The organism is Saccharibacillus deserti, assembly GCF_013618475.1.
GTDB classification, from domain to species: Bacteria; Bacillota; Bacilli; order Paenibacillales; family Paenibacillaceae; genus Saccharibacillus; species Saccharibacillus deserti.
Window position 1 is genome coordinate 1,214,190 of the sequence record NZ_JABJVN010000001.1, and the last position, 23,317, is coordinate 1,237,506.

Here is a 23,317-nt window from a genome sequence, read left to right on the forward strand (position 1 = left end):
GATACAAAATTAATGGATAATAAGTTCGCCGTCGGCATTAAGTCTGGCATGAATATGCCGCTTTTCGGCGGGCAACTGATAGAACCTTTTTCCTACCTGGAGAATGGTGCCTTCAAAAGCTCGCGCTGCCTGAATTTCAGAATACTCCGGAACATGCAGCTTGGTCGATGCTCCTCTTGATCCTACTTCATTTACCCGCATCCCTTTACCTGCATAATAGACCCCGCCCCGCAAAAAACCCTGGCTTTCCATATGCCCTTGACAGTAAATCATGCCTCCATAACATCCTTTGCCGATGACAATATCGCCTCCCGAATAAATATGGCTGTTATGAGCGTAATCAAATTTGGCAAAAACGTGATTTTCTATCGGGGGTTCGACAAGGGCATACAGATAATCGGTCTGCTGTTTAAACTGATCCAGATCATTTAAATCCAGCAGCAAATCGGTTAACGGATTTAAAAGTTTCCTGTATAGTTCTTTCGAATATTTTCCCCATTCTTCGTCCAGATACGATTGGTTGCTCTCAATTTTCTCGAACAGCTGGGTAAACGTATCATTTAAATATTTGAATTTCCCTTTTAATAAAACGTTCAACAGAGGACCAAGACCCGAAGATTGAAAATCGGTCATTTTGAAAGCCGCTGCATGACTTACCTGATAAATAGCCGATTTGAGCAGGACCAATTTGCTGGAAACCTCTTTTAGCAGCGGCTCTATTTCGGCGTAGAGCATGTTGCTTTTCCCCACTGTAATCTTGCTGGAAATAATGTTAGCTTGAACAATCAAGGACTGGGAAGCAACAATATTCGCCATATTTACGTTGCCGCGAACCAAGATGCTTCCACTTGTATCTACCTTCATTCCGTCTTGAACCGATCCGCCGATTTCGACATCTCCCTGGAAGTGAATATTGCCGCTGGACAAGTCTACATCGCCGCCGTGCATAAGTTTGGGAATGATGGAAACTTTGACCTGGTATCCTTGTTGACGGATCTGAGGCATTCCCGATCTGAGCGCAACGGATCGGCTGTCGTCATCTGTCCACGCCGTGCCCTCTCCCTTCATGGGCACGATCGGATAAACGGGCGGCGCCTCAACCGATTCGCCTTTGATATTGATCCCGGGCACGCCTGGTACAGGTGGAACAATGACACCGAGTATTTGCCCTTCGCTTGCCGTCGGAAATTCCCGGATTTCCCGATAATCGACGGTTCCATCCTCGCGCTTTCGGGGAAAGGCATGCTGAGTTTCCTTTTCAATCGGCGTCTGAAAACGTCCATGCGAACCCGGCACAGGAACTAGCCCTTCAGCAATTCGGAAAACGCTCGGTACAACAGAACGGCATGCCTCGACAATCACATCCTGTTTGATCCCAAAAGTTATATTTTTCTCCTTCAGAGCAGACATCACTTCATCAAGCTGAATTTCTACAGGAAGCCGCACCTCTGAAAATTTAAATTCAGCCTGATAGCATGGAGCCATGTCCTGGAGAAAACGGTGTACCCGATATCCGGGTTTGACATGCAGCATCAGACTCATCTGGGTTTCATCCGTAACGAGTTCCCATTCCGGTTCCACATATTCAAGTTCAGGCTCGACGACTATACGGTCATGTTCGCTCACAGGCTCCTGCATTTCCAGCACAACCCCGTTTTTCAGAACTTTCGCATGTTGGACAGGTCCGATCAGCGGATATCGTTCCGGAGTCGAACAGATATGGACAACACCTCCTTCTACCCACACTTTCCCTTCGTGCTGCATTTGAATCGGAGAGAGGGCAACCTCTTCCGAACGGGAAGAGTGAGGCAAAGTTTCAGATCCGTCATTCAAGTCAAGCGTAAGCGAAACCAGCTTGTCCAAACTCATGACCGGCTCGAAGGGAACCGAAGCCGGAGCAGCATTCAACGTGACCCGAACGGTGGACGGTTTGGCCGCCAAGCCGAACACCCCTTTGGAGCCGCTATCCAATATTTCGATATTTACATTCTCTTTTTGAGTCCCGAGAAGCTCCAGAGCAAGCCGGATCGCTTCGTTAACCGTCTTTCCTTTCGTCACGACATTTCGTCCCATGAATGTCATCCTCTCTTGCTGCAGTACCCGAATCGATTGGAAGAGAGCACTCTTGCAAACCACTTGTATGCCAAAGAGACCTTTTGGCGGCCCGGCTGCCTTTTATTTAAGTAGGCCCGTGGCTTTGCGTCCTCCCCTTTCGTAAGAGTTTGCCATTTTCAATTGATCTCCGGTTCTTTAGACTCTTCTTTTTGGTTCATTATACCCACCAAGTTTTTTTAAATCAATACTTTTTAACTATATATTTTTATCGCTTTAAATCAACAGAGATGATACATATGTCATCTGTCTCCCGAATGGCCAATTTGGCCACTTGTTCAACGAACTTTTCGTTGGAAAGGTGCTGAAATTCCTGCGTGTAACTGCCCAAGCTGAATATGGACTCTTTCATAGACAAACCGGGCTGCTCAATAAGTCCATCCGTATAAAGAAGAATTTTGGAGAGGCGATCGATAGGCTCGGTCTGAACGTTTCCCCGGATATCCTTTTTGATACCGATCGGAATAGTGGTTCCTTTCAACTGCCGAATTTCTCCCTCCTTCGAAAAAATCAGAGCTGGCGGATGGCCGGCATTGAAATAATGAAGCAGCCGGGTTTCCAGGTCGATTAAAAGATAAATAGCCGTCAAATATACGGTATGTTTGCTGTTTTTGAACAAATTCAGCACTTTCATGTTCAGCTCTTCACAGACCGAATGCGGATCAATCAGCCTCCCCACTAATCCGTCGAGAAGCGAACGGATCGACATGCTGATCAGCGCCGCGGAAAGTCCATGGCCCGAAACGTCAAGCAGCAAAACGGCATATTTGTTTCGGCCCACTTCCGCCCAGTAGAACATATCTCCGGATACTTCGTCCGATTGGATATACTTACCGTGAATCCGGATCGAGTCATTGACAATAGGAAGACTAAGCACACTGCTTTGAAGATGCTTGGCCAACTGCAGTTCTTTCTCCATTTTCATTTCGCGATTTTTACGGATGTCCATTTCCTTCTTCAATTTCAAAGCGGACTTTACACGGGCAAGCAGTTCGAATTCGGGGCTTCCTTTTTCGATAAAATCCATACCACCCGCGTTGAAAGCTTCCTTGAACATCGTGCGGTTGCCAGTCAAAAAAATGATTGGTAAATCAGCATAGACTTTATGCTCTTTTATCGTGCGGCAGGCAGCAATACCGTCCATGCCGGGCATGACAATATCAAGCAAAATCAAATCGACATCGGCAGGCTTTCGTGGAGGATTTCCATCTTTAAGACCGAGAATTTGAAGAGCACCGAGAGCGCAATCTGCCGTTCGAATCTTAGAATAGCCGGCTCTTTCCAAAATCCCTTTCAAATATAAAAGGTTTAATTTGGAATCATCGACAATTAGTATACCCATGGCGCTACTCCTTCAGATAGGTTATCTATATATTCGTCAAAACAAGAAAATTTATGTATAGAAATCCAGAATAAATTTGAACCCAACAAAAAAGGACCGCCTTTGCAGGCGATCCAAACTGTCCATTTACAGAAAACCTTCATTGCTATGGTCAATCCTTTTTTCCATTTCGAGCAGCTCTCGCTTTAATTGGTCCAAACGATTTTCCGCTTCCTGCAATTTGTTCTTTACGCTCTGAAGGCGATAATGCGCGTTTCGCGTTTCGCTCTCCGCCTTGTTGAGCTGTTTCTCGTACTCAATTCTGCGGTGAAGAGGAAAAAGAATGCAGTCGTACCGAATTCCGTCTTTCGATTCACGTCGAACAGCATTGAACAGTACGGGCGTTTCAATTTTTTCGAGCGAATATAACGACAGAAACATTTCGTCCACTTTGCCGTTCAACGTAATTAAAGTGTTGAAATAAATTTGGAACAGCAGGCAGCTCGATTTGGAAAGAATATACTCGATTTTCATTCCTTTTAATATTTCTTCTTCATACCCCAACAACGAAGCCAGGGTTCGGTTGACGTCTAAAATACGATTATCTTCCGACAAAGACAGATAACCGCACGGGGCTTCCCTCATGATCATGTCCAAAGCTTATCTTTCCCCATCGTGATCTTCGCCTATAGCGGAATCGGACAAATATTCGCGAATCAAACGAACCGTTTCGTCGGGATGGCTCAAATGCGGGCAGTGCCCCGTAGCCTGCATCAGCCTGTATTCACTTTTTTTCAATTTTTGATTCATATATTCGCCAACCGCTATCGGGGCGATTACGTCTTCCCGGCATTGAAGAATCAAGGACGGAACCGAGACAAGAGGCAGATCTTTCCGATTGTCGGAAAAGAAAGTCGCCATCGAAAAACGTAAAGCGATATCAGGATCGATGCTGCAAAAATTGCTTTCCAGTTCGGCAGCCAATTCGGGCCGATCCGGATTTTGCGCAACCGCAAGGGCAAGATTGCCGGCCCAGCCCATAAAATTCTGTTCAAGCAGTTCGACCAATCCTTCCAGCTGCTCCTGATCGAATCCCCCGTAATAGTCGTCGGACGGATCATTGAGGTAATAAGGAGAAGGGCCGATCAGCACAAGACGATTGAAATGCTTGGGTTCTTGGATAGACGCCATCAGTCCAATCATTGCGCCTACCGAATGGCCGACGAAAATAGCGTCCTGTGCACCAATAGCTTGGCAAACCTCAATGACATCTTGAACGTAACCCGAAAGGCTGCCGTAGCGTTCAGGCGTATAAGCATGCAAATCGGATTTTCCGGTTCCTACATAGTCGAACAAGACGATCCGATAACTTCGTTGAAATTGTTCAGTAACCAGACGAAACATATGTTGATCGCAACCGAAACCAGGCGCGAAAATCATATATTGAGTTCCTTCGCCAAAAATCTTTACATTATTGCGCAATAAAACCGAAGAATTCATCAAACCCGGACCTCCAATCGATTATGCGAAAATAGTATTTCTTTGAATCCCAGTTTACAAAATTCAAGCCTTATTCTTATCCATTCTACCTTCAATAGTCTTCCCCTTCTAGCAAAAATGAAAATTCCACAAGAAAAAGATTAAAAAAGCCTCGGTTTAGTTTCCCGAAGCTCCAGTCATTCTATTCTTCCGAATCCACATTATGGTAGACCTGCTGTACATCTTCAAGATCTTCGAGCGCATCGATCATTTTGTCGAACTGCTTCTCGGAATCGCCGTCGAGCGATACGAACGTCTGCGGCAGCATCGTGATTTCGGCTACCGTAAATTCTTCGATCCCCGCACCGCGCAGCGCTTCCTGCACCGCATGAAATTGATCCGGCGCCGCGTAGATAATAACGGAATCGTCTTCGGTTACGATATCGCGCGCATCCACATCCGCTTCCATCAGCAGTTCGAGCACCTGCTCTTCATCTTTGCCTTCGATGCCGATGACGGCCGTCTCGTCGAACATGTAAGCGACCGATCCGCTGACGCCAAGGTTTCCGCCGTTTTTGCTGAATGCGGAACGTACGTCTGAAGCGGTCCGGTTGACGTTGTTCGTCAGCGTATCCACGATCACCATCGCTCCGTTCGGGCCAAAGCCTTCATAACGCAGCTCCGTGTAGGTCTCGTCGCCGCTGCCTTTGGCTTTGTCCATCGCCCGGTCGATGATTGCTTTGGGAACGTTATAAGTCTTGGCGCGTTCGAGCACGACTTTCAGAGCACGGTTCGATTCCGGATCCGGCTCGCCTTTTTTGGCCGCCACATAAATTTCAACGCCGAATTTGGCATAGACCCGGCTGGTGTTGGCATCTTTGGAAGCCTTCTTTTCCTTGATATTGTTCCATTTACGACCCATATCTATCCCGCTCGCTTTCCATGAATAGGTTACGTTCTTGAATTCACACCCATATATTGTAGCCTGAAAAAGACGCCGTAACAAGTGCCGCCTGCCTGTACACTCTGCCGGGCGGAAGCCGGGAGCCTGCCTGTCAGGCATCCCCGCTCAGTTTGTTGAACGCCCGCCGGGCATTCTGCAAGAAGAATTCCCGCTGCTTCCGCTCTTGCGCGGACAGATCGCCCTGAAGACGATGTTCGGCTTCGCCGATCGCCAGATGCAGACTCTCCTTGAGCGCGCTGCGTTCCGCATCGTTCAACAGCCCTTTGAGCTTGTCCGTAATATTTGGCGTGTACGGCATGCGATTATATTCTTCGGCACTGATTGTTCTTACATCCAGATAGGTGTTTTTCACTTCAATAATCGTGCTTGGCGCACGCAGCGTTTTGTCCGTTTCCACGACGACACATTTATTGACGTGATCCGGATATACATTGATAATCTTCTGTCTGATTCCCAACATACCGCAAATCCGGCTGAATGGAATCCGGTGTTCCCGGCTGACTTCATCCGACATAGCCTCTCCTCCGTTCCCGCATCGGTCCTCGCGAACCGGATAATTCAAGCATATCATAATCGGCTCAAAACGGCTTCATCCATTGACAAACCGTTTGATTTTTCGATATAGTTGTTAAGACAATTATTAAAAAGTTTCCTTTTCTTTTTAAAGAATGGATAGAACGGAGTCGATATGAACAAAGAAGCTTTATGGAGTCGTCCTTTTTTAACGATCAGTTTCAGCAGTTTTTTTATTTTTATCAATTTTTATATTCTTGCCGTGACTCTGCCGGAGTACGCTTTGGCGAATCTGGGCGGAAGTCCGAACAGCATCGGGCTGGTGACGACGATCTTCGTGATTGCCGCCGTTCTGTTCCGGCCGCTGACCGGCAAATGGCTGGACGAGATCAACCGCAAAAAACTGCTCGTTTTCTCGGTGATTATGTTTGCCGCCTGCAGTTTGTTTTATGTATGGATCGATAATTATGCCCTGCTGTTGGTTCTGCGATTCGTGCACGGGATTTCTTTTGGCATTGCGGCCACGACCACTTCCACCGTTGTGTTGGACGTCATCCCGAGAGAACGCAAAGGCGAAGGGATCGGCTACTTCACTCTTTTCATGAGCCTTGCCATGGTGTTCGGACCTTTCATCGGTCTGTCGGTCTCGTCCGGCGCCGGTTATCCGGTCCTGTTCTTCTTGATTGTGATCTTCGGGATGCTCGCCTGTTTGTTCGGTGTTATCACTCCGATTCCCAAACGCGACATTCAACCCAGCGATCTGGGAGCCTGGCATTTCAAACGTTTCATTGAACCCCGCGCCGTTCCGATTGCTGCGGCCGGATTTCTGATCGCGTTCGCTTACGGAGCGATTTCGACCTTTATTTCGGTTTATGCGAATTCTTTGGGCCTCAAGAGCGCTGCAAGCTATTTCTTTGTCGTGTTCGCCGCGGCCGTACTGCTGTCCCGTCCCTTTACCGGCCGGCTGTTTGACCGGCGAGGCGCTCATATGCTCGTGTATCCCGGGATTGCTTTGTTTGCGTTAGGCCTGCTCGCCCTCAGTCAGGTCCAGTCCGCCCTATTCTTTCTGGTGACGGCCGCTGTGATCGGTCTCGGTTACGGGGCGATCATTCCGAGCTTCCAAACGCTTGCCGTGCAGTCCGCCCCCGCTCACCGAAGCGGCTTGGCTACCGGCACCTACTTTGTCCTGTTCGATCTGGGGTACGGCCTGGGATCTTATCTGCTCGGCCTGGCTGCGTCGTCGGCCGGTTACCGCGTAATGTATCTGATTGGAGGCGCCGCGGCTCTGATCGCCCTGTTGTCTTATTACCTGCTGTATCATCGGCCGCTGCGGCGCAAGCATGGGCAGAGCCCGGCTGGCGCAGCCTATAAAGCCTCCTTGTAGCAGGCGCGGTCTTCTCTCGGGAAGGCAGCCGCTCCGCACAGCAAAGACCGGAAGATAACCCTTCCGGTCTTTTGGTCTGTCCGCTATTCGGATTTGCAGCGGCGGAAGACTCATTTGTCTTCCGTATAGGGACGATCGCCGCGGCCGATAATCAGGTTGGAAGCCTCATGCCGGAAGTGGCCGAGGTGCCGTCTTCGTCGAAATAAGAGGTATTGGTCGCTCCGCTGCGCCGGAACACTTCATAAATCCGGCTCCGCATCGCCTCGTCCTCATCGACCATCACGAGAATTTCGCCTGCCTGCACACGTTCGTCGTAATATTCGGCTTCTTTCTCCGGAATGCCCAGACCGATAAATCCACCCGCCAATCCGCCGACTCCCGCTCCAAGCGTGGCTCCCGCCAGTCCCGCGGCAATCGGTCCGGCTGCCAGCAGCGGCCCGATGCCCGGAATCGCCAGCGCACCCAAACTTGCGAGGACTCCGGCCGCTCCGCCAAGCGTCCCTCCTGTTAGGACGCCGGCCGTCATCCCTTCCGGTGCTTTAGTCCCGGTTTCTTGGCGAATTTCTTCCGATTCCTTGGTATGTTTAGCCACAACCGAAATATTTTCCCGGTCGAATCCCGCTTCCGTCAGTGCATGAATAGCCTGAACGGCTTCTTCTTCATGCTTGAATGTGGCCGAAATTTTCTTTTTCATGCCCATTCCTCCCTGTTTTATCGATATGCCTCTTTTTTAGCCGTTCCTTTTTCCCGTCAAACTTTCTCCAAAATGGGAAGCTTCTCAGTCTCCTACGGAAAACCTATCCCCCTTTCTTCCCTTGGCGGTTTGATCTGCACATAGTATGATAGGACTATACGCATGGACAGTTCGGATAAGCGCGGATTTAAGGAGGGCATTTACAAAATGAAAGAATCGGAACATCCAGATCAGATTGTCGCCCAGTTTCTTCATGCGCTTGAAGATTGTATTTACGTTATGGACTGGGACGGAGAACATTTCCGCTATCGGTACGTCAACCGGGCAGCAACCCTGCTCAGCAATCTGGGCCCGGAACATATGGGACAGACGTTCTCCGATGTGTACGGCCACGAACCCGAAATGGGCAGATATCTGCACCATAAATATATGAAAGTCGTTAACGAGCGCCAAAGTATCCGCTTCGAAGACGGTACGCTTCTTCCGACCGGCGCGCTCAGCGGCGAGAGTATTTTATCTCCGATCTTTGGCGACCGGGGCGAAGTCCAGTCCGTGGTTTGCGTAACGCGGGATATGATTCCCGTGTCCGAACAGGGAAGCCGGCTGCATCATTATGCGTATCACGACGAGCTGACCCAGCTGTTCAACCGGCGCTTTTTGTACGAATTCATCCATGAACCGTTTGGACTTTTCCTGATCGATCTCGATAATTTCAAAAATATCAACGATGCCCTCGGCCATGAGACCGGCGATACCTTGTTGATCGAAGTCGCCCAACGTTTCAGACAATCGTTCGGTTCGCCTTATGTGATTGCGCGTCAGGGCGCCGACGAATTCATTATTGTATGCGAGAAACCGATCCTGTGCCCGGAAGAACAGGCAAAGCGGATTCTGAAAATCCTCGACAAACCGTTTCTGCTCGGGGATCGGATGATCCGGGTCAGTGCGAGCGTCGGCATTTCTTCTTCTTCCGAGCGCAAGGATCTCTCAACCCTGCTTCGCCAGGCCGATATCGCGCTGTATTATGCCAAAAGCAAAGGGCGCAGCCGTTATCACGAATACAACGAATCGCTGCGCTACGACCAGGTCATCAAGTTCGACTATGAGATCGCGCTCAACCAATGTATCGAACGCGAAGAACTGCTGCTGCATTACCAGCCGATCTTCGACGCTGCCCATAACAAAGTGGTCGAGGTCGAAGCGCTGCTGCGGTGGAATCTGGGTCATGCCGGCCTAGTCCCTCCGTCCGATTTCATTCCCGTCGCCGAAGAAACCGGCCTGATTGTTCCGATCGGCGAGTGGGTCATTCGCCAAGCCTGCAAAGACCTGCCCAAGATCAGCCGGAAATTCGGACCCGATGTCCGGGTAGCCATCAATATTTCGCGTGCCCAGTTCGAATCGGATCATTTTGTCGAACGGCTAAATACTATTATCGCCGAAGAAGGCATGTCGCCGAACCGGTTCGATCTGGAAGTGACCGAGACCCTCGTGATGCGCAATCTGGAAGAAATCTGCATCCTGCTGGAACAGCTTCGCGGACAGGGCTTTATGATCTCCCTCGACGATTTCGGCACCGGCTATTCTTCGTTGGGAATCCTGGCTCAAATTCCGATCGACAAATTCAAACTGGATCGCTCTTTTATCGTTCAAATGAATCCGGCCGTCATCTCCGCTCTGCTGGCCATGGCGCGCGCCATGAACCTGGACGTGGTAGCCGAAGGTGTCGAAGACGGCGAGCAGCTGATTCAGCTGATGAATATGGGCTGTCCGGGTATTCAGGGTTATCTGATCTGCCGCCCGATGAGCGTCGACGATCTGCCCCATATTTGGTACCCCAATATCCAGTCTTCCCTGGTATGACCGTACGGGTATACAAAAAGCTGTTTCGACTGCCGCAGCAAGCGGGTCGAAACAGCTTTTTTTGTCGATGATTCGATGACGCTTACTGAATTAATCCGACCTGCCGGGCCTGCTCTTCCGTCAGGATGAATTGTTCGGTCTCCCAATAATCTTTCTCGGGATCCAGCCCGAACATATCGATAATCTTGTTCCAAATCTTCCGCTGCATCGCTTCCTGCTGCGTAATCATGATTTTCACTGCGGTTGTCCCCTTTCGCTTATGGCCGGTTTTTGCCTTCTCTCTTATCTTTACCCGGCAGCTGGCAAATTCGACGCGAATCCCGCTTTGCTGAACTCTACACCGGTGTGGCGCCGCTGCCTCGTTGGCATCCTACCAGATGGTCGTCGACTATCCCGGAAGCCTGCATCAGCGCATAACAGATCGTGCTGCCGACAAATTTGAACCCGCGTTTCTTGAGTTCTTTGCTCAAGCGATCCGACACATCCGTTCGGGCGGGCACTTCTTCGGGCAAATGGCGGTTTCCTTCAATCGTCCGTCCCTCCACAAAAGACCAGATATACGTATCGAAGCTTCCGAATTCTGTCTGCACACGCAGAAACGCTTTCGCGTTTTGGACAGCCGATTCGAGCTTCAGGCGGTTGCGGATAATGCCGGCATCGCCCATCAGTTCGTCGATTTTGGCCGCATCGTAGGAAGCTACGATTTCGGGGTCGAAGCCGTCCATCACTTCCCGATAACGCTCGCGTTTTTTCAGGACGGTGTACCAGCTCAGTCCCGCCTGTGCGCCTTCCAGGGTCAGCAGCTCGAACCAGGTTCGATCGTCGTGAACGGGAACGCCCCATTCTTCGTCATGATAACGGATATACAGCGGATCATCGTTAACCCAACTGCATCGGACCGGATTCTCCCGCATTTCGAATCGCTCCCCTGCTCGCTTGTTTGATTTTACTTGGCACCCAAGCCCCGTTTGGGCAGTACCTTTACATAATCGTCGGACAATTTCATCAGCTGCAAAATATACTCGTAATCTTCGCGGTACGGCTCCAGGTCGGTGATCGGTTCGTGCGTGTCCAACGACACCGCTGTTCCGTCTTCGAATCCTTCTCCCGGAATATACAAAATGCCGTCCCCGACAAAAGAACCGGTAGGCAGATAATAACGGATCCCGACGACGTTGCGATCGGTGTTCAGCAGATCGCGGCCGAATACGGTATGGTTTTCTTTGGACAACGAAACGCCAAGCAGGTTCATCAGTGTCGGCACAAAGTCCATCTGCCCGCCTGCCAATTCGATCCGCTCGCCTTTTTCCAGACCCGGCACATGCACAATCAGCGGAATATTGAACCGGCTGGCATTGGCCTCATAAGAGATGCCGAGCATCGACGATACCCAGGCGGGATCGTTCTCGGCCGTAGCCAATCCGCCATGATCGCCGTACACGAGCAGCAGCGTATTGTCCCACAAGCCTTTGGCTTTGAGGTTGTCGATCAATTTGCCGAGTGCGTAGTCCGTGTAATGTTGGGCGTTCAGGTAACTCCCGAGCTGTGTTCCCTGAAGGCGTTCCGGGATCTCAAGCTGCGGGAACTCTTTGGGCACATCAAACGGAGCGTGGCTGGATGTGGTCACGAACTGGGCATAGAACGGCGAACCGTCCGCACGCATTTCGTCGATTTTCTCGAGTCCCACCCGGTACATCTCTTCGTCGGAAGCTCCGAAATTATTGAAATGATCGTTGACGTAACTCGGCTTATCGTAAAAGTTCTGAAATCCGAGCGCCGGGTACAGCTGATTCCGGTCCCAGAACGTGGCGTTGTTGATCTGGAATGTAGCGGTCTCGTAGCCTTTCTCTTCCAAGAGACGCGGCGAACTCGGAATCTCCCGGTCTCCGTAACCGGTAGACATTGCAATCGCCGCCGTCGGATAAATGGAAGTGTTCGAAATAAACTCCGCATCCGAAGTGTTACCCGGGCCGATTTGCTGGAAAATGTTCGGGAAATAAAAACTTTGTCCGATCAGTTCATTCAGATTCGGCGTCACTTCCTTGTTATCGAGCTTGTAGCCGATCGGGAAGTTCTGGAACGATTCCATTTGGACGACGATCACGTTCATGTCTTCCGCCGCTCCGAAATAAGCCGGTCCGGACGTTTTGCTGCCGGAAGCGTCTTCCGCGCCCTTGTTCACATACGGAAAAGTCTGCTGGAGAGCTTCCACCTGAGCCGCGACTTCTTCGGGCGAAGTGCTGGCCAAGAACTCGCGTTCTTTCTTTTTTTCGATAGCGGTGCTGACCTGATAATTCAGAAAACCGATATTTTCGGCGCGTACGATCTCATTGCTGATTGCGGAGCCCCGGCTGATCCATACGCCGGACAGCAGCAGGCAGACAACCAATACCAACGATACCGCGATGCGGCTCATACGTGTAGCGGCGCCGCTCCAGGAAGATTTTCCGGCGGAAGCAAACGAGAGCTGCCCGCGCGACCGGCGGCGCCGAAGCGCCCGTACGCCAAAGCGAACGAAAATGAACGCAAAGTCCGCAAAAAAGATGAAAAAGGCAGGTCTGATCAATCCGCCTACCATGTTGCCCACTTCGGGAACCTGGCCGAGCGACCCCAGCACCGTGTAGGTCGGAACGGAACCGAAATAGGAATGATACACGGCAGCCGAGAACAAGAGGAGCGACAGCAGCACATCGGCGGTCCAGGCTGTCCCCTTTTTCCAGCGTCTTGGAATCAGCAGCTCCAGCAGGCAGGTCAATCCGAGCGCCGTGGACAGATCGATAAAAACGCCGCCCAGTTCGAATTCGGAGAAGAAAAACCAGCGCAGCAGCAGCAGCTTGGCAAACAGGATACCGGAAGCGGTCAAAAATGCTTTATCGGGTCCTCGGCTCGTCTGAAGCGGAGTCGGAATTAATTTCATGATTGGACACCTTCTTTGTTTACAGGATATGGATTCAACAACTTATTATAAAACACTCTCTTTACACCGTCAAAACATTGCGTTAACACAAAGTCTTTTTTTCGGAAAAATCCAACGAAAAAGACCCCGGGCATCGAAATTCCCGGGGTTCGGCTGTGTAAGCCGCAGATGATCGTTCCTATTCGGAACGAATCTAAATCTTCGAATCGTAATGGCGATGTTCGAACGCGGACATCCACCCGTCCAACGTAACCAGACCGTACGAATACTGCTTCAATCGGCGTTTGTCCGTAGGCGAACCCGGATTGAACAAGGTAAGGTTTGCTTCCTTTTTGGGATTCGGGACGGTTCTGGATAACGGGATGTGCGAATGTCCAAAGACGACAATGTCGACTTCCTCGTCTTCGAATGCGGCAAGCGCATTGGCTTCCGTACTCCCCCGGCCCAAATGTCCGTGCGTCAGTCCGATTCGCCAGCCTCCGATTTCGACAATCCGGCGGTAGCCCCAGCGTTCGACGATAGCCGGTCCGTCATTGTTGCCGGCTACGCCGTGAACCGGAGCGTAGACGGCCAGCAGATCGTACACCTCCGGAGACGTCCAATCGCCCGCATGAAGAATCAGATCGGCCTCCGCCAGTTCTTCGACCAGCCTTGGCGGAAGAGCTTTTGCCATTCGGGGCATATGCGTATCGGAGACTACGACGATTCTGGTCCTGCCGGTCGACAGCAGCGCTTCGTTCATTGCGCTCGGACCTGTTCGCGGCGTTTGGCCCGATCCTGCTCGCTGAGCTTCGGACAGTTGTAACAGTATTCGGCTCCCGGAAGCATATGGTACAGGCAGCAGCTTGGGCGCAGTTGGATCTGCTCCGTCGGATCGGTCAGATGGGGCGTGTAGCGAAAACGCAGATCGAACGGATTTTTTTTGCGGCCAAAAAGATCGGGCTCCAGCGTCTTCATCTGTTCGTAAATCTTCTCCAGCCGGTCGCGGTGCGGCGCCAGCATCGGCCCGAACTGCGGATGGCTGCGCCACATTTGCGCAAAATAATCCGCGCGGCCCGGCAGCTGCGCCCAGATCATGCCGACAGCAAGGCCGGACAGCGCGGCAAAATTCTCGAACAGCGGACGGCAGGTCTGCCCGTAAAAGAAAGCCAGACCTTCGCGCATCCATTCGTCGCGCCCGGCTTCGTCCTCCGGCGCCGTCTGCGCGAGGCGGCTGCCGATCACAAAGTTCAGACTGTGCCCATTCTCCAGTCGAAACAGCTGCACGCTCAGATTGGCTGCGGAAAACTCCGGACGCAGTCCGGCGGCTGCCGGGAAGTACATCGAAGCGGTGACGACCCCGCTGTACCAACTGCAAAAGTAAGTGACGGCCGCCTGAAGATCCGGGGCCCGCAGAACATCGGCAAATACACGCAAAAAAGACTCCGCGCCTTTTGGTGTGGACAGTTCGGCCAGCGAAGCCGACAATTCGGCGCCCTCCAGCGGTTCTGCACTCATGTAAAACTGCGGCAGCAGCAAATTCTTGTCGAATTCGATCATGGACGGTTCGGCCATCAAAAAATCATCCTTTCCGAATCGGGAATGTTTCTCGTTTGTTTATCGTACTTGATTCCATGCAGGGGTACAACACGAATCGTTAATGGGTTAAAAAAAGACCGTTTCCTTCGCAAGAAGGAGACGGTCCGATACGTATCGTATGAAAGCTTGCAAAAATCGCGGCCGGATCAGACCTCCCGCATCCGCGGGGCTTATCCGGATCGCTTCTTCAGCCAAACCGGCCCATGATATATTCCTGGGTCATTTGGTTCGAAGGGTTCGAGAACAGCTTGGTCGTATCGTCGTGCTCGATCAGATTGCCCAGATAGAAATAGGCGGTCGAATCGGATACGCGTGCGGCCTGCTGCATATTGTGCGTGACGATCACGATGCGAAGATCTTTTTTGAGTTCGATGATCAGCTCTTCGACTTTGCCGGTCGATACCGGGTCAAGTGCGGAAGCCGGTTCGTCGAGCAGCAGAATCTGCGGACTGACGGACAGGGCACGCGCGATGCACAGACGCTGCTGCTGGCCGCCGGACAGCGACAGGGCGGATTCTTTCAAACGGTCTTTGACTTCGTCCCACAAAGCGGCGCGGCGCAGGCTCTGCTCGACAATCTCGTCCAGCTGCTTTTTGCCGCGTGTCCCGTGGTATCTCGGACCAAATGCGATATTTTCGTAAATCGACTTGTAGAACGGATTCGGGCGCTGCCAAACCATGCCGATCTTCTGGCGAAGCGTGACCGCATCGGTGTTCTTGTCGTTCAAATCCTGCCCGTCCATCCAGATCCGTCCGGCAACGCGCGCGGACGCAATCTCGTCGTTCATCCGGTTCAGGGAGCGTAGGAAGGTCGACTTCCCGCAGCCCGACGGCCCGATCAGCGCGGTCACGCTTTTCTCGGGAAATTCCATATTGATCTTCTTGACGGCCTCGTTCGTGCCGTAAAATACACTCAGTTCTTCCGTGCCAAAGCGCGGCTGCGTACTGGTCTGCATAACGGAAGCCCTCCTATTCCATCCGCTTGGAAGCGGTAATCTTGCGGTACACGAAACGTCCGAACCAGCGTGCGACCAGATTGAACAGCAGAACCATGATCACGAGCACGGCGGAGGCGCCTGCGGCAACCTGCTTCGCATCCGGTACCACGCCTTCGCTGTTCAGCTTCCAGATGTGTACGGCCAGCGTTTCCGCCGGACGCAGCGGGTTGATCGGGGAACGCGGATGCAGTGGATTCCAGTCGGTGAAATCAAGCGGCGGCGTCGTCATGCCCGAGGTGAACAGCAGCGCGGCGGCTTCGCCGAACACGCGGCCGGCCGCGAGAATGGTACCGGTAATCAAACTCGGCAGCGCGACGGGCAGCAGGATCGAGGTGATGATCTTCCATTTGGACAAACCGAGTGCAAGCCCGGCTTCCTTCTGCTCTCTCGGTACGGCGCGGAACGATTGTTCCGTGATCCGAACCATCAGCGGCAGATTGAAGATCGCCAGCGCGATCGCGCCGGACAGCAGCGAATAGCCGAGATCGAAAGTATTAACAAACAGCAGGAGACCGAACAAACCGACAACGATCGACGGGAAAGACGACAGAACTTCGACGACCAGGCGAATGAAGGCGGTGACTTTGCCTTCTCGCGCATATTCCGCCATGTAAATGCCGCCGCCCAGACCGATCGGGATGGTGATGATCATGGTCAGTACGAGCAGGAACAGCGAGTTGAACAGCTGCGGCCCGATTCCGCCGCCCGCCTTCATATTCTGCGAAGGCGAGGTCAGGAAATGCCAGTCGATATGGGCAATCCCCCGGAAGAGGATAATGCCGAGCAGCCCGGCCAGAATCGCGACGATGAGAACCGCGAAAAAGACGATAATGCCGGTCGCAAGTTTGTCTGCGGTTTTTGCGTTCACAGTTTATTCCTCCTTTGGAGCAGCCGTACCGCAATGATGAACACGAAGGTCATAAAGAGCAGCATCAGCGCCATACTCCAGAGGACGTTGTTCTGTACCGTTCCGGTTACCGTGTTGCTCATGTTCAAGGTAATCACGCTGGTCAGGGTCGAAGCCGATTGAACCAGGGAAGTCGGCAGGAACGGAGCATTGCCGATAACCATCTGTACGGCAAGCGCTTCGCCGAAAGCGCGCGCGATGCCGAGGATAATACCCGTCCAGAGCGAAGGAGCCAAAGTCGGCAGCACAACGCGGTAGATCGTCTGCCAGCGCGTTGCGCCAAGCGCATAGGACGCTTCACGCATGCCGCGCGGCAGCGAAGTCAGCGCGTCCGCGGCGATACTTGTAATCGTCGGCAGGATCATGATCGACAGGACCAGAGCACCCGCACCCACGCCGTAGCCTACCGAAGTCCCGCCTGTCAGCGAACTGATGAACGGAATAAGGACGGTCAGGCCGATAAAGCCGTAAACGACCGACGGAATGCCCGAAAGAAGCTCGATAGCCGGCTGCAGGATTCTTTTGCCTTTGCCCGGTACGATTTCGGTCATGAACAAGGCCGCGCAGATACTGAGCGGGCCCGCGATCAGGGCAGCCAGCATCGAGACGACGAACGAACCCGCGATGAACGGAAGTGCGCCGAACGACGGAGTATCACCGGTCGGATTCCAACTGCGGCCGAACAGAAACTCGGCCAGGCTCACGCCGTCTTTCGTAAAGGTGGCCAGTCCCTTGGAAGCGACGAAGTACACGATCGAGACGATCACGACGATCAGCATGAGCACGCAGAGGTACGTATAAGTCTTGCCGATCAGGTCTTCGCGGCGATGTCTGGCGAATCCGCGCGAGGCGGGTTTAGTATTTTCCATAAGTGGTTACCCTCTCCATTCGTTGTTAAACGCGCAAATAGAGGCGGAGAAACCGCCTCTTTTTTGCCGGTGCTGCCGAAAGATTACTGAATCGTTTTGCCTTCTGCGTCACGCTTGGTTTCCATGCTGGATACCGGGATGTAACCCAGTTCCACAACGTCCGCGTTTTGTACTTCTTCGGTCATCATGTAATCGAGGAAAGCCTTGGCTGCGCCTTCCGGCTCGCCTTTCGTGTACATGTGCTCGTAAGCCCAGATTGGGTATTTGCCGCTTTGTACGTTTTCTTCTTTTGGTTCTACGCCTTCGTAGCTCAGAGCCGTAACGGTGTCGTCGAGGTACGAGAACGCCAGGTAACCTACGGCGCCTTTGGTATCGGCAACGATTTGTTTCACGGTACCCGAGGAATCCTGTTCGATGGCGCCCGGTACGTTTTCGACTTTTTCGCCCAGTGCGTACTTCTCGAATGTGGCACGCGTACCCGAGCTGCTCGGACGGTTAACGATGACGATCGCTTGATCGGAACCGCCAACTTCTTTCCAGTTCTTCACTTTGCCGCTGAAGACGTCCAGCAGCTGCTGTTTGGTCAGATCGGTTACGCCCGTATCTTTGTTCACGACAGTTGCCATAGCGACAACCGCGACTTGATGGTCAACCAGTTCGGCTGCCTTGTCGGCATCCAGTTTTTCTTCCGCGAATACGTCCGAGTTGCCGATATCGGCCGCGCCTTCGGATACCTGGGTCAGGCCCGTGCCGCTGCCTCCGCCCTGTACTTGAACCGTAACTTCGGCATTCTCGGCCATGTATTTCTGACCCACTTGATCGACCAGCGGCTGCAGAGCCGTCGATCCGACTGCCAGGATGGATCCCGATACGGACTCTGCCGCCGGTGTTTCTGTAGCTGCCGGAGTGGTGCCCGAACCTGCTGCCGGTGTTTCCGTAGTCGCCGTTGTGCTTCCGTTACCGCAAGCGGTAAGTGCGAGCATAGCGGAAAGTGTTAAAGTGCCGAATAACGTTTTTTTCGATTTCATGTCTGGTTTGACCCTCCTAGTGGTGTTCATACGATTGCGGCCGTCTGCTCTCTATCCGAGTTGTCCGTGCCGCTTAACAGTTCCTATTGTAGAGAGCGAAAATTAACGCAAAACCATTGTTTTGTAAAAACAGTGTAAAATATTTCGTTTTGGCTTCAAAAATAAAAAAGATGTCCGCAGAGATCGCGGACATCGTATTCCATTTCTATTCGGGCTGCTATTAAAATGGCTTCTTCTCTTCTACATCTCTCAGCATATCTCAGCGCGCCGCTTCCACGATGCGCCAGAAAGCCGGCTTGGCTTGAAGCTTGCGGTCGAAAGGCAGCGGCCAGTTGAGGCGGCCCCGCACCGGGAAGCCGTCCAACCAGGTACGCGTGTCGGCCGCTCCCCAAAACGTAACCGAATCGATCGCCGAACGGTATTCGCGGAACAGACGGAAGATCTCTTCGTAGCGGACCGTCAGCAGCTGCTCCATCTCCGGCGTCGGCGCGGCAAGGTCCGTTCTCCGGTCTTCCAACCGGAACGCGGAAAGATCCAGCTCCGTGATATGCAGCCTGACGCCAAGCGAAATGTAAAGCTCGATGGCTTCCTTGATTTCGTCGATCGGAGGACCGTACAGGTTCCAGTGTCCCTGCATTCCGATGCCGTGCACGGGAGTTCCGGCCGCTTTGAGCGAACCGACGAGGCGATGGATCTTCTCCCGCTTGAGCGGGTCTGTCTCGTTGTAATCGTTGTAAAACAGCAGGGCGTCGGGATCGGCGCGATACGCGATATGGAACGCCTGCTCCAGATAGTCTTCGCCGACGCAGTCCAGCCAAGGCGTTTGCCGCAAATAGCCGGCCGCTCCGTCTTCGACGGCTTCATTGACGACGTCCCAGGCCCCGATCCTGCCCGCGTAGCGCCGCATGACGGTATACGTATGCTCTTCCAAACGTTTCAGTACCTTGGTCCGCGAGGCTTGGCCGCCGTCTTCTTGGAATACCCAGGTCGGCGTCTGATTATGCCAGACCAGCGTGTGTCCCCGAACGGCCATCTTGTGCCGAACGGCGAAGCCGACGATCTCGTCGGCCGCTTCAAACGTGTACCGGTCTTCTTCCGGATGGATCTCCTCGAACTTCATCTGATTCTCGGCAGTCAGGCTGTTATAGTGGCGGGCTACAAATTCCCGCTCCCGCCGAAGCGTTTCCGTACTTACGGCGGCGCCTATGCGAAACAGGTTTGTACACGCGTTTTTCCCCCTGTGCTTCGATTTGCTTCCAGTATGTCACCAGCAGGAAGGGCAGGCAATGTACGCATCTACGCTTTGTTGGACAATTCTACACTCATTTGTAAGCGTATTCTTTAATCTTCGGACGCTTTGGCCCGATAAGCGGCCGGGCTGCAGCCGACGGCCGCCTTGAAGCTGCGGCTGAAATAGGCCGGGTCCGCGTATCCCGTCTGGCGGGCAACCTGATGCACTTTCAGCGATGTCTGCTGCAGCAGCAGGCAGGCCCGGTTGATCCGGATCCGGGTCAAATGCCAGGTGAACGAACGGCCCGTTTCCGCCGTAAACAGCGCACTCAGATAATTGGGCGTCAGCTTGAGCTGCAGCGACAGCTTGTGCAGCGTAAGCTCGGGATCCGCATAGTCCGACTCGATCGCCAGCAGAGCCAGCCGGACGGCCCGGTTCATAAAGTCAAAGTTCGGCAGCGGATCGAAAGGTTCGTTTAAGCCCAGGCGGCCCAGGCTTTGATGATACAGACTTTTCAATTCGCCCGGCGAAGCGGCCACTCCGCCGATTCCGAGCCGAACCGTTTCGTTCAGCCGCCGTTCCAGCAGTCTTCTGCAGTCCGCCGCATATTCTTCGAGCGGAGGCACGCTGTATCCGTCCGCAAACAGCACGGCTGTCAGCAGCTGTTCGCCGGCGGCCACCACGGAAGTTCCGAATCCGGACAGCGCATCTTCGAGCAGCATCTTGGCCAGAAACCGGTCAGGCTTGGTCCAAAATGCCCGATCCGGTACCATCACGGTAAACAACCCGACCCAGTTGAACGGAGGAAACAGCGAGCGGTCGCTCAGCAAATCGCCGACATCCGGATCGCCGAGGAAATCCTGCATCTTTTTTTCCAAGGCATAACGTTCCCGCAGCAGCCGCGCCGCTTCCGGCTGTCCCCCGCCCGGCGCGGAGAAATCCGCGTCCGCTTCCGGAAGGGCAAACGCATACTGGCACAGTTCGAGCAGAATCCGGAGAATCGAAGCGCGAATCGCAAAAGACTCCAAAGAAGGCTCTTCCTCTTCCCCGCCGGACAGACGCGACAAGCGTTCCAAATCGGGCTGAAGCTTCGTCGTCAGCTCCGAATCGGCGGCAAACAAACTGCTGCCTAGCGACGCGATCCGGCCGTACATGACCGCATCGTCGATATCGAAATGGATACAGAAATAGGTTATGGTATTCGATTTCCCGATCCGGCTCTCGTGTCTGCATCCGGGCGCGAGCAGCAGCAGCTCCCCCGGATGCTGGATATGGGGCTCTCCGCCGATCCGCGTGATCTGCTGCCCTTCCCGTACATAATTCAGCTCGAACAGCGCATGATCATGCGGCGGATACGACCATCCCGACGCCACTTTGCGCCAATGCGCGCCGCACATTTGGAAAGAAAAACGCAGATCCGGCAGCGCGTACTGCCCGAGATTGAATTCTCTTCCTCCTCCCGCTTCGGAAGTCCAGGACATCTTGTTTCCTCCTTTTTTGAAAATACGCTTATTTTCGAAAAAACGAGCCCGCCTTTCGGACGAAAGGCGGGCTCGTTTCCGCTTCGGGCTTCAAATTCCGACCTCAGCCCAGGTCCGCCCGGTCCGTCAATTCGACAAACGGGGTTGAAGCACCCTCCGCGGACTCGCTGTCCCCGCCGAAGCCGTGCAGCTCGAACACCACGATCTCGTTGCTGCCGCTGCGCAGCAGGGGAGCCGGCACGTACAGCGTCCGGGTCGGACCTGCCTGCCAGTAGCGGCCCAGCAGGAACCCGTTCACCCAGACGTTTCCTTTGCCCCAGCCGTCCGTGCGAACGAACGTATCGGCCGGTTCTTCGACCGAAAAAGTGCCCCGGTAGAACGCGGGACGCGCTCCGGACGATTCTTCGCCCGTGAACGACGCTTCGTTCTTCGCGCTGTTGAACGAAGCGAATTCGAGAGCCGACAGATCGTCCAGCGGCAGCGGCGTAATCTCCCACCCGTGCAGGAACTGATTGCCGACGCGCACGCCTTCGGTAATGCCTTTACGATCGCGCATCAGCGGCCCGTAATTGATCCGGCCCATATTCTCGACTAGAATGTCGAGGCGCAGCCCGCCTTCCGGTACGCTAAGCACGGTGCCTTCCTGCGGTTCCCAGCGGTTGACAAGCGCGATCTGCTTGCCGTCCGCGAAAACGATCGCCCGGTCGCGCACCTCCTGCAGGAACAGCTTCCCTCCGTTATGTTCGCTGCCGATCGTGGTCGTATACAAAATAAAGCCGTAGGCCTGGCCGACTTTTTCCATCGGTTCCGGAACGGCGCCGCGGATCGGATCGCCCGACAAACGGACCGCCTGCTCCAACAACCCGGCCGACTCCTGAAGTTCGACGCGCCCGTAGGCCTGCTTGGGCAGCGGGGCGGGCGGCTCCGGCGGCGTCAGTCCAAGACGCTTCGACAGCAGTTCGCGCACCGCGAAGTACGCTTCCGACGGATCTCCGCTTTCGCTCAGCAGCGCGCTGTAATCGTAGCTGGTAACGGTCGGCTCGTAATGGTTGACATGGTTCGCGCCGTTCATGAAACCGAAGTTGGTTCCGCCGTGGAACATATAAAAGTTGAACGAAGCTTCAAGATCCAGCATCTGCCCGACCTCCGTTACAATCTCGGATGCGGAGCGTGTATGGTGGGGCCCCAACCAGCGATCGAACCAGCCGTCCCAGAATTCCATGACCATAAGCGGCCCTTCCGGCTGATGCCGGCGCAGCTCTTCGAACGCTCCGGCCGTCCCCGAACCGAAATTGACCGTCGCCAGCGTTCCGGCGAGCGAGCCGGCGCGCAGCATGGACACTTCCGGGCCGTCGGACGTGAACAGCAGCACGTCCATACCGCGCCGGATCATCCCGCTTCGCAAATATTCCAGATATTCCGTATCCGACCCGTAGCTGCCGTACTCGTTCTCGATTTGCAGGGCGATAATCGGTCCGCCTGCGCTGCACAGCAGCGGGCGAAGACGCGGCAGCAGCTCGTCGAAATAAGCGTCCACTTTGGACAGATACGCCGCATCCGAACAGCGCAGACGCAGGTCCCCGTCTTCGAGCAGCCAGGCCGGCAGCCCTCCGAATTCCCATTCCGCGCAAATATACGGACTGGGACGGACGATGACATGCAGACCCAGCGAGCCGGCCAAGCGCACGAAGGCTTCGAGATCGGCGATGCCGTCGAAGACGAAATATCCTTCCCGCGGTTCATGCAGATTCCAAGGCACATACGTCTCGACCGTATTGAAACCGCAGGCGATCAGCCTGCGGAGACGGTCCTCCCAATATTCCGGAACGACGCGGAAATAATGAATCGCTCCCGAACGCAGCTGAATCGGTTCATTTTCATAATAAAAGCGGTTTCCTCTTGTCTCGAACGTCGGCATAAGCGCCCTCCCTTTTATACGGACTGCAGTTTTCCCACAACCGGGCGGCCGTATAGGACCGGTG

21 protein-coding genes and 1 riboswitch are annotated in these 23,317 nt (G+C 53.6%); of the genes, 2 read left to right on the forward strand and 19 right to left on the reverse strand.

The genetic code is table 11. The annotated features are described in order from the left end of the window. Positions 1-9: 9 nt before the first annotated feature. The 6 genes from HOP44_RS05450 to HOP44_RS05475 all read right to left on the reverse strand — a co-directional run bounded on the left by HOP44_RS05450 (position 10) and on the right by HOP44_RS05475 (position 6,390). Positions 10-2,073, reverse strand: coding sequence for a FapA family protein (locus HOP44_RS05450; RefSeq protein ID WP_172251195.1), 2,064 nt, complete (start codon positions 2,071-2,073; stop codon positions 10-12). Between the two features lie 82 nt (positions 2,074-2,155). After that, positions 2,156-2,237: riboswitch (cyclic di-GMP riboswitch) on the reverse strand. A gap of 83 nt (positions 2,238-2,320) precedes the next feature. Further along, positions 2,321-3,454 carry a PP2C family protein-serine/threonine phosphatase gene (locus HOP44_RS05455; RefSeq protein ID WP_172251197.1) on the reverse strand — a complete coding sequence of 378 codons (1,134 nt, stop codon included), beginning with the start codon at positions 3,452-3,454 and terminating at the stop codon, positions 2,321-2,323. A gap of 126 nt (positions 3,455-3,580) precedes the next feature. Continuing rightward, on the reverse strand, positions 3,581-4,084 hold the full coding sequence (locus tag HOP44_RS05460) for a PAS domain-containing protein (RefSeq protein ID WP_246369656.1): 504 nt from the start codon (positions 4,082-4,084) through the stop codon (positions 3,581-3,583). A 9-nt stretch (positions 4,085-4,093) separates the two neighbouring features. Then, positions 4,094-4,933, reverse strand: a complete 840-nt coding sequence (locus HOP44_RS05465) for an alpha/beta fold hydrolase (RefSeq protein WP_172251606.1) — start codon at positions 4,931-4,933, stop codon at positions 4,094-4,096. Between the two features lie 181 nt (positions 4,934-5,114). Beyond that, positions 5,115-5,834, reverse strand: coding sequence for a YebC/PmpR family DNA-binding transcriptional regulator (locus HOP44_RS05470; RefSeq protein ID WP_172251201.1), 720 nt, complete (start codon positions 5,832-5,834; stop codon positions 5,115-5,117). Positions 5,835-5,967: 133 nt separating this feature from the next. Then, positions 5,968-6,390, reverse strand: a complete 423-nt coding sequence (locus HOP44_RS05475; RefSeq protein WP_172251203.1) for a hypothetical protein — start codon at positions 6,388-6,390, stop codon at positions 5,968-5,970. A 174-nt stretch (positions 6,391-6,564) separates the two neighbouring features. Here HOP44_RS05475 and HOP44_RS05480 point away from each other — a divergent pair, with 174 nt between their 5' ends. Continuing rightward, positions 6,565-7,773 carry an MFS transporter gene (locus HOP44_RS05480; protein WP_172251205.1) on the forward strand — a complete coding sequence of 403 codons (1,209 nt, stop codon included), beginning with the start codon at positions 6,565-6,567 and terminating at the stop codon, positions 7,771-7,773. A 151-nt stretch (positions 7,774-7,924) separates the two neighbouring features. Here the strand turns inward: HOP44_RS05480 and HOP44_RS05485 are convergent, their stop codons facing one another. Beyond that, positions 7,925-8,467 (reverse strand): general stress protein, encoded by a 543-nt coding sequence (locus HOP44_RS05485; RefSeq protein WP_172251207.1) that lies wholly within the window; start codon positions 8,465-8,467, stop codon positions 7,925-7,927. A 207-nt stretch (positions 8,468-8,674) separates the two neighbouring features. On the opposite strand from HOP44_RS05485, the gene HOP44_RS05490 reads away from it, so the two are divergent. Beyond that, entirely contained in the window at positions 8,675-10,327 is a 1,653-nt protein-coding gene (locus HOP44_RS05490) for a putative bifunctional diguanylate cyclase/phosphodiesterase (protein ID WP_172251209.1), read from the forward strand. Between the two features lie 82 nt (positions 10,328-10,409). Here the strand turns inward: HOP44_RS05490 and HOP44_RS05495 are convergent, their stop codons facing one another. The 12 genes from HOP44_RS05495 to HOP44_RS05550 form a co-directional block, all read right to left on the reverse strand. Next, positions 10,410-10,565: a hypothetical protein gene (locus tag HOP44_RS05495; protein WP_172251211.1), complete on the reverse strand. Its 156-nt coding sequence runs from the start codon at positions 10,563-10,565 to the stop codon at positions 10,410-10,412. Between the two features lie 97 nt (positions 10,566-10,662). Beyond that, positions 10,663-11,241: a DNA-3-methyladenine glycosylase I gene (locus HOP44_RS05500; protein ID WP_172251213.1), complete on the reverse strand. Its 579-nt coding sequence runs from the start codon at positions 11,239-11,241 to the stop codon at positions 10,663-10,665. 32 nt (positions 11,242-11,273) lie between these two features. Further along, a complete protein-coding gene (locus tag HOP44_RS05505; RefSeq protein ID WP_172251215.1) occupies positions 11,274-13,244 on the reverse strand; it encodes an LTA synthase family protein in 1,971 nt (656 codons plus the stop codon). Between the two features lie 193 nt (positions 13,245-13,437). Beyond that, positions 13,438-13,986, reverse strand: coding sequence for a metallophosphoesterase family protein (locus tag HOP44_RS05510; protein WP_172251217.1), 549 nt, complete (start codon positions 13,984-13,986; stop codon positions 13,438-13,440). Further along, positions 13,983-14,798, reverse strand: coding sequence for a (2Fe-2S)-binding protein (locus HOP44_RS05515; protein ID WP_172251219.1), 816 nt, complete (start codon positions 14,796-14,798; stop codon positions 13,983-13,985). The genes HOP44_RS05510 and HOP44_RS05515 overlap by 4 nt, the downstream gene beginning before the upstream one ends. Before the next feature lie 211 nt (positions 14,799-15,009). Continuing rightward, positions 15,010-15,777: a phosphate ABC transporter ATP-binding protein PstB gene (pstB, locus tag HOP44_RS05520; RefSeq protein WP_172193637.1), complete on the reverse strand. Its 768-nt coding sequence runs from the start codon at positions 15,775-15,777 to the stop codon at positions 15,010-15,012. 13 nt (positions 15,778-15,790) lie between these two features. After that, positions 15,791-16,687 carry a phosphate ABC transporter permease PstA gene (gene pstA, locus HOP44_RS05525; protein ID WP_172251221.1) on the reverse strand — a complete coding sequence of 299 codons (897 nt, stop codon included), beginning with the start codon at positions 16,685-16,687 and terminating at the stop codon, positions 15,791-15,793. Then, positions 16,684-17,595, reverse strand: coding sequence for a phosphate ABC transporter permease subunit PstC (gene pstC, locus HOP44_RS05530; protein WP_172251223.1), 912 nt, complete (start codon positions 17,593-17,595; stop codon positions 16,684-16,686). Before pstC ends, pstA begins: the two co-directional genes overlap by 4 nt. A gap of 83 nt (positions 17,596-17,678) precedes the next feature. Then, on the reverse strand, positions 17,679-18,623 hold the full coding sequence (locus tag HOP44_RS05535; protein ID WP_172251225.1) for a phosphate ABC transporter substrate-binding protein: 945 nt from the start codon (positions 18,621-18,623) through the stop codon (positions 17,679-17,681). A 259-nt stretch (positions 18,624-18,882) separates the two neighbouring features. Then, a complete protein-coding gene (locus tag HOP44_RS05540; RefSeq protein ID WP_172251608.1) occupies positions 18,883-19,839 on the reverse strand; it encodes an endo-1,4-beta-xylanase in 957 nt (318 codons plus the stop codon). Positions 19,840-19,964: 125 nt separating this feature from the next. Then, positions 19,965-21,335, reverse strand: a complete 1,371-nt coding sequence (locus HOP44_RS05545; RefSeq protein WP_172251227.1) for an AraC family transcriptional regulator — start codon at positions 21,333-21,335, stop codon at positions 19,965-19,967. Positions 21,336-21,438: 103 nt separating this feature from the next. After that, on the reverse strand, positions 21,439-23,253 hold the full coding sequence (locus HOP44_RS05550; RefSeq protein ID WP_172251229.1) for a glycoside hydrolase family 35 protein: 1,815 nt from the start codon (positions 23,251-23,253) through the stop codon (positions 21,439-21,441). Positions 23,254-23,317: the final 64 nt, after the last annotated feature.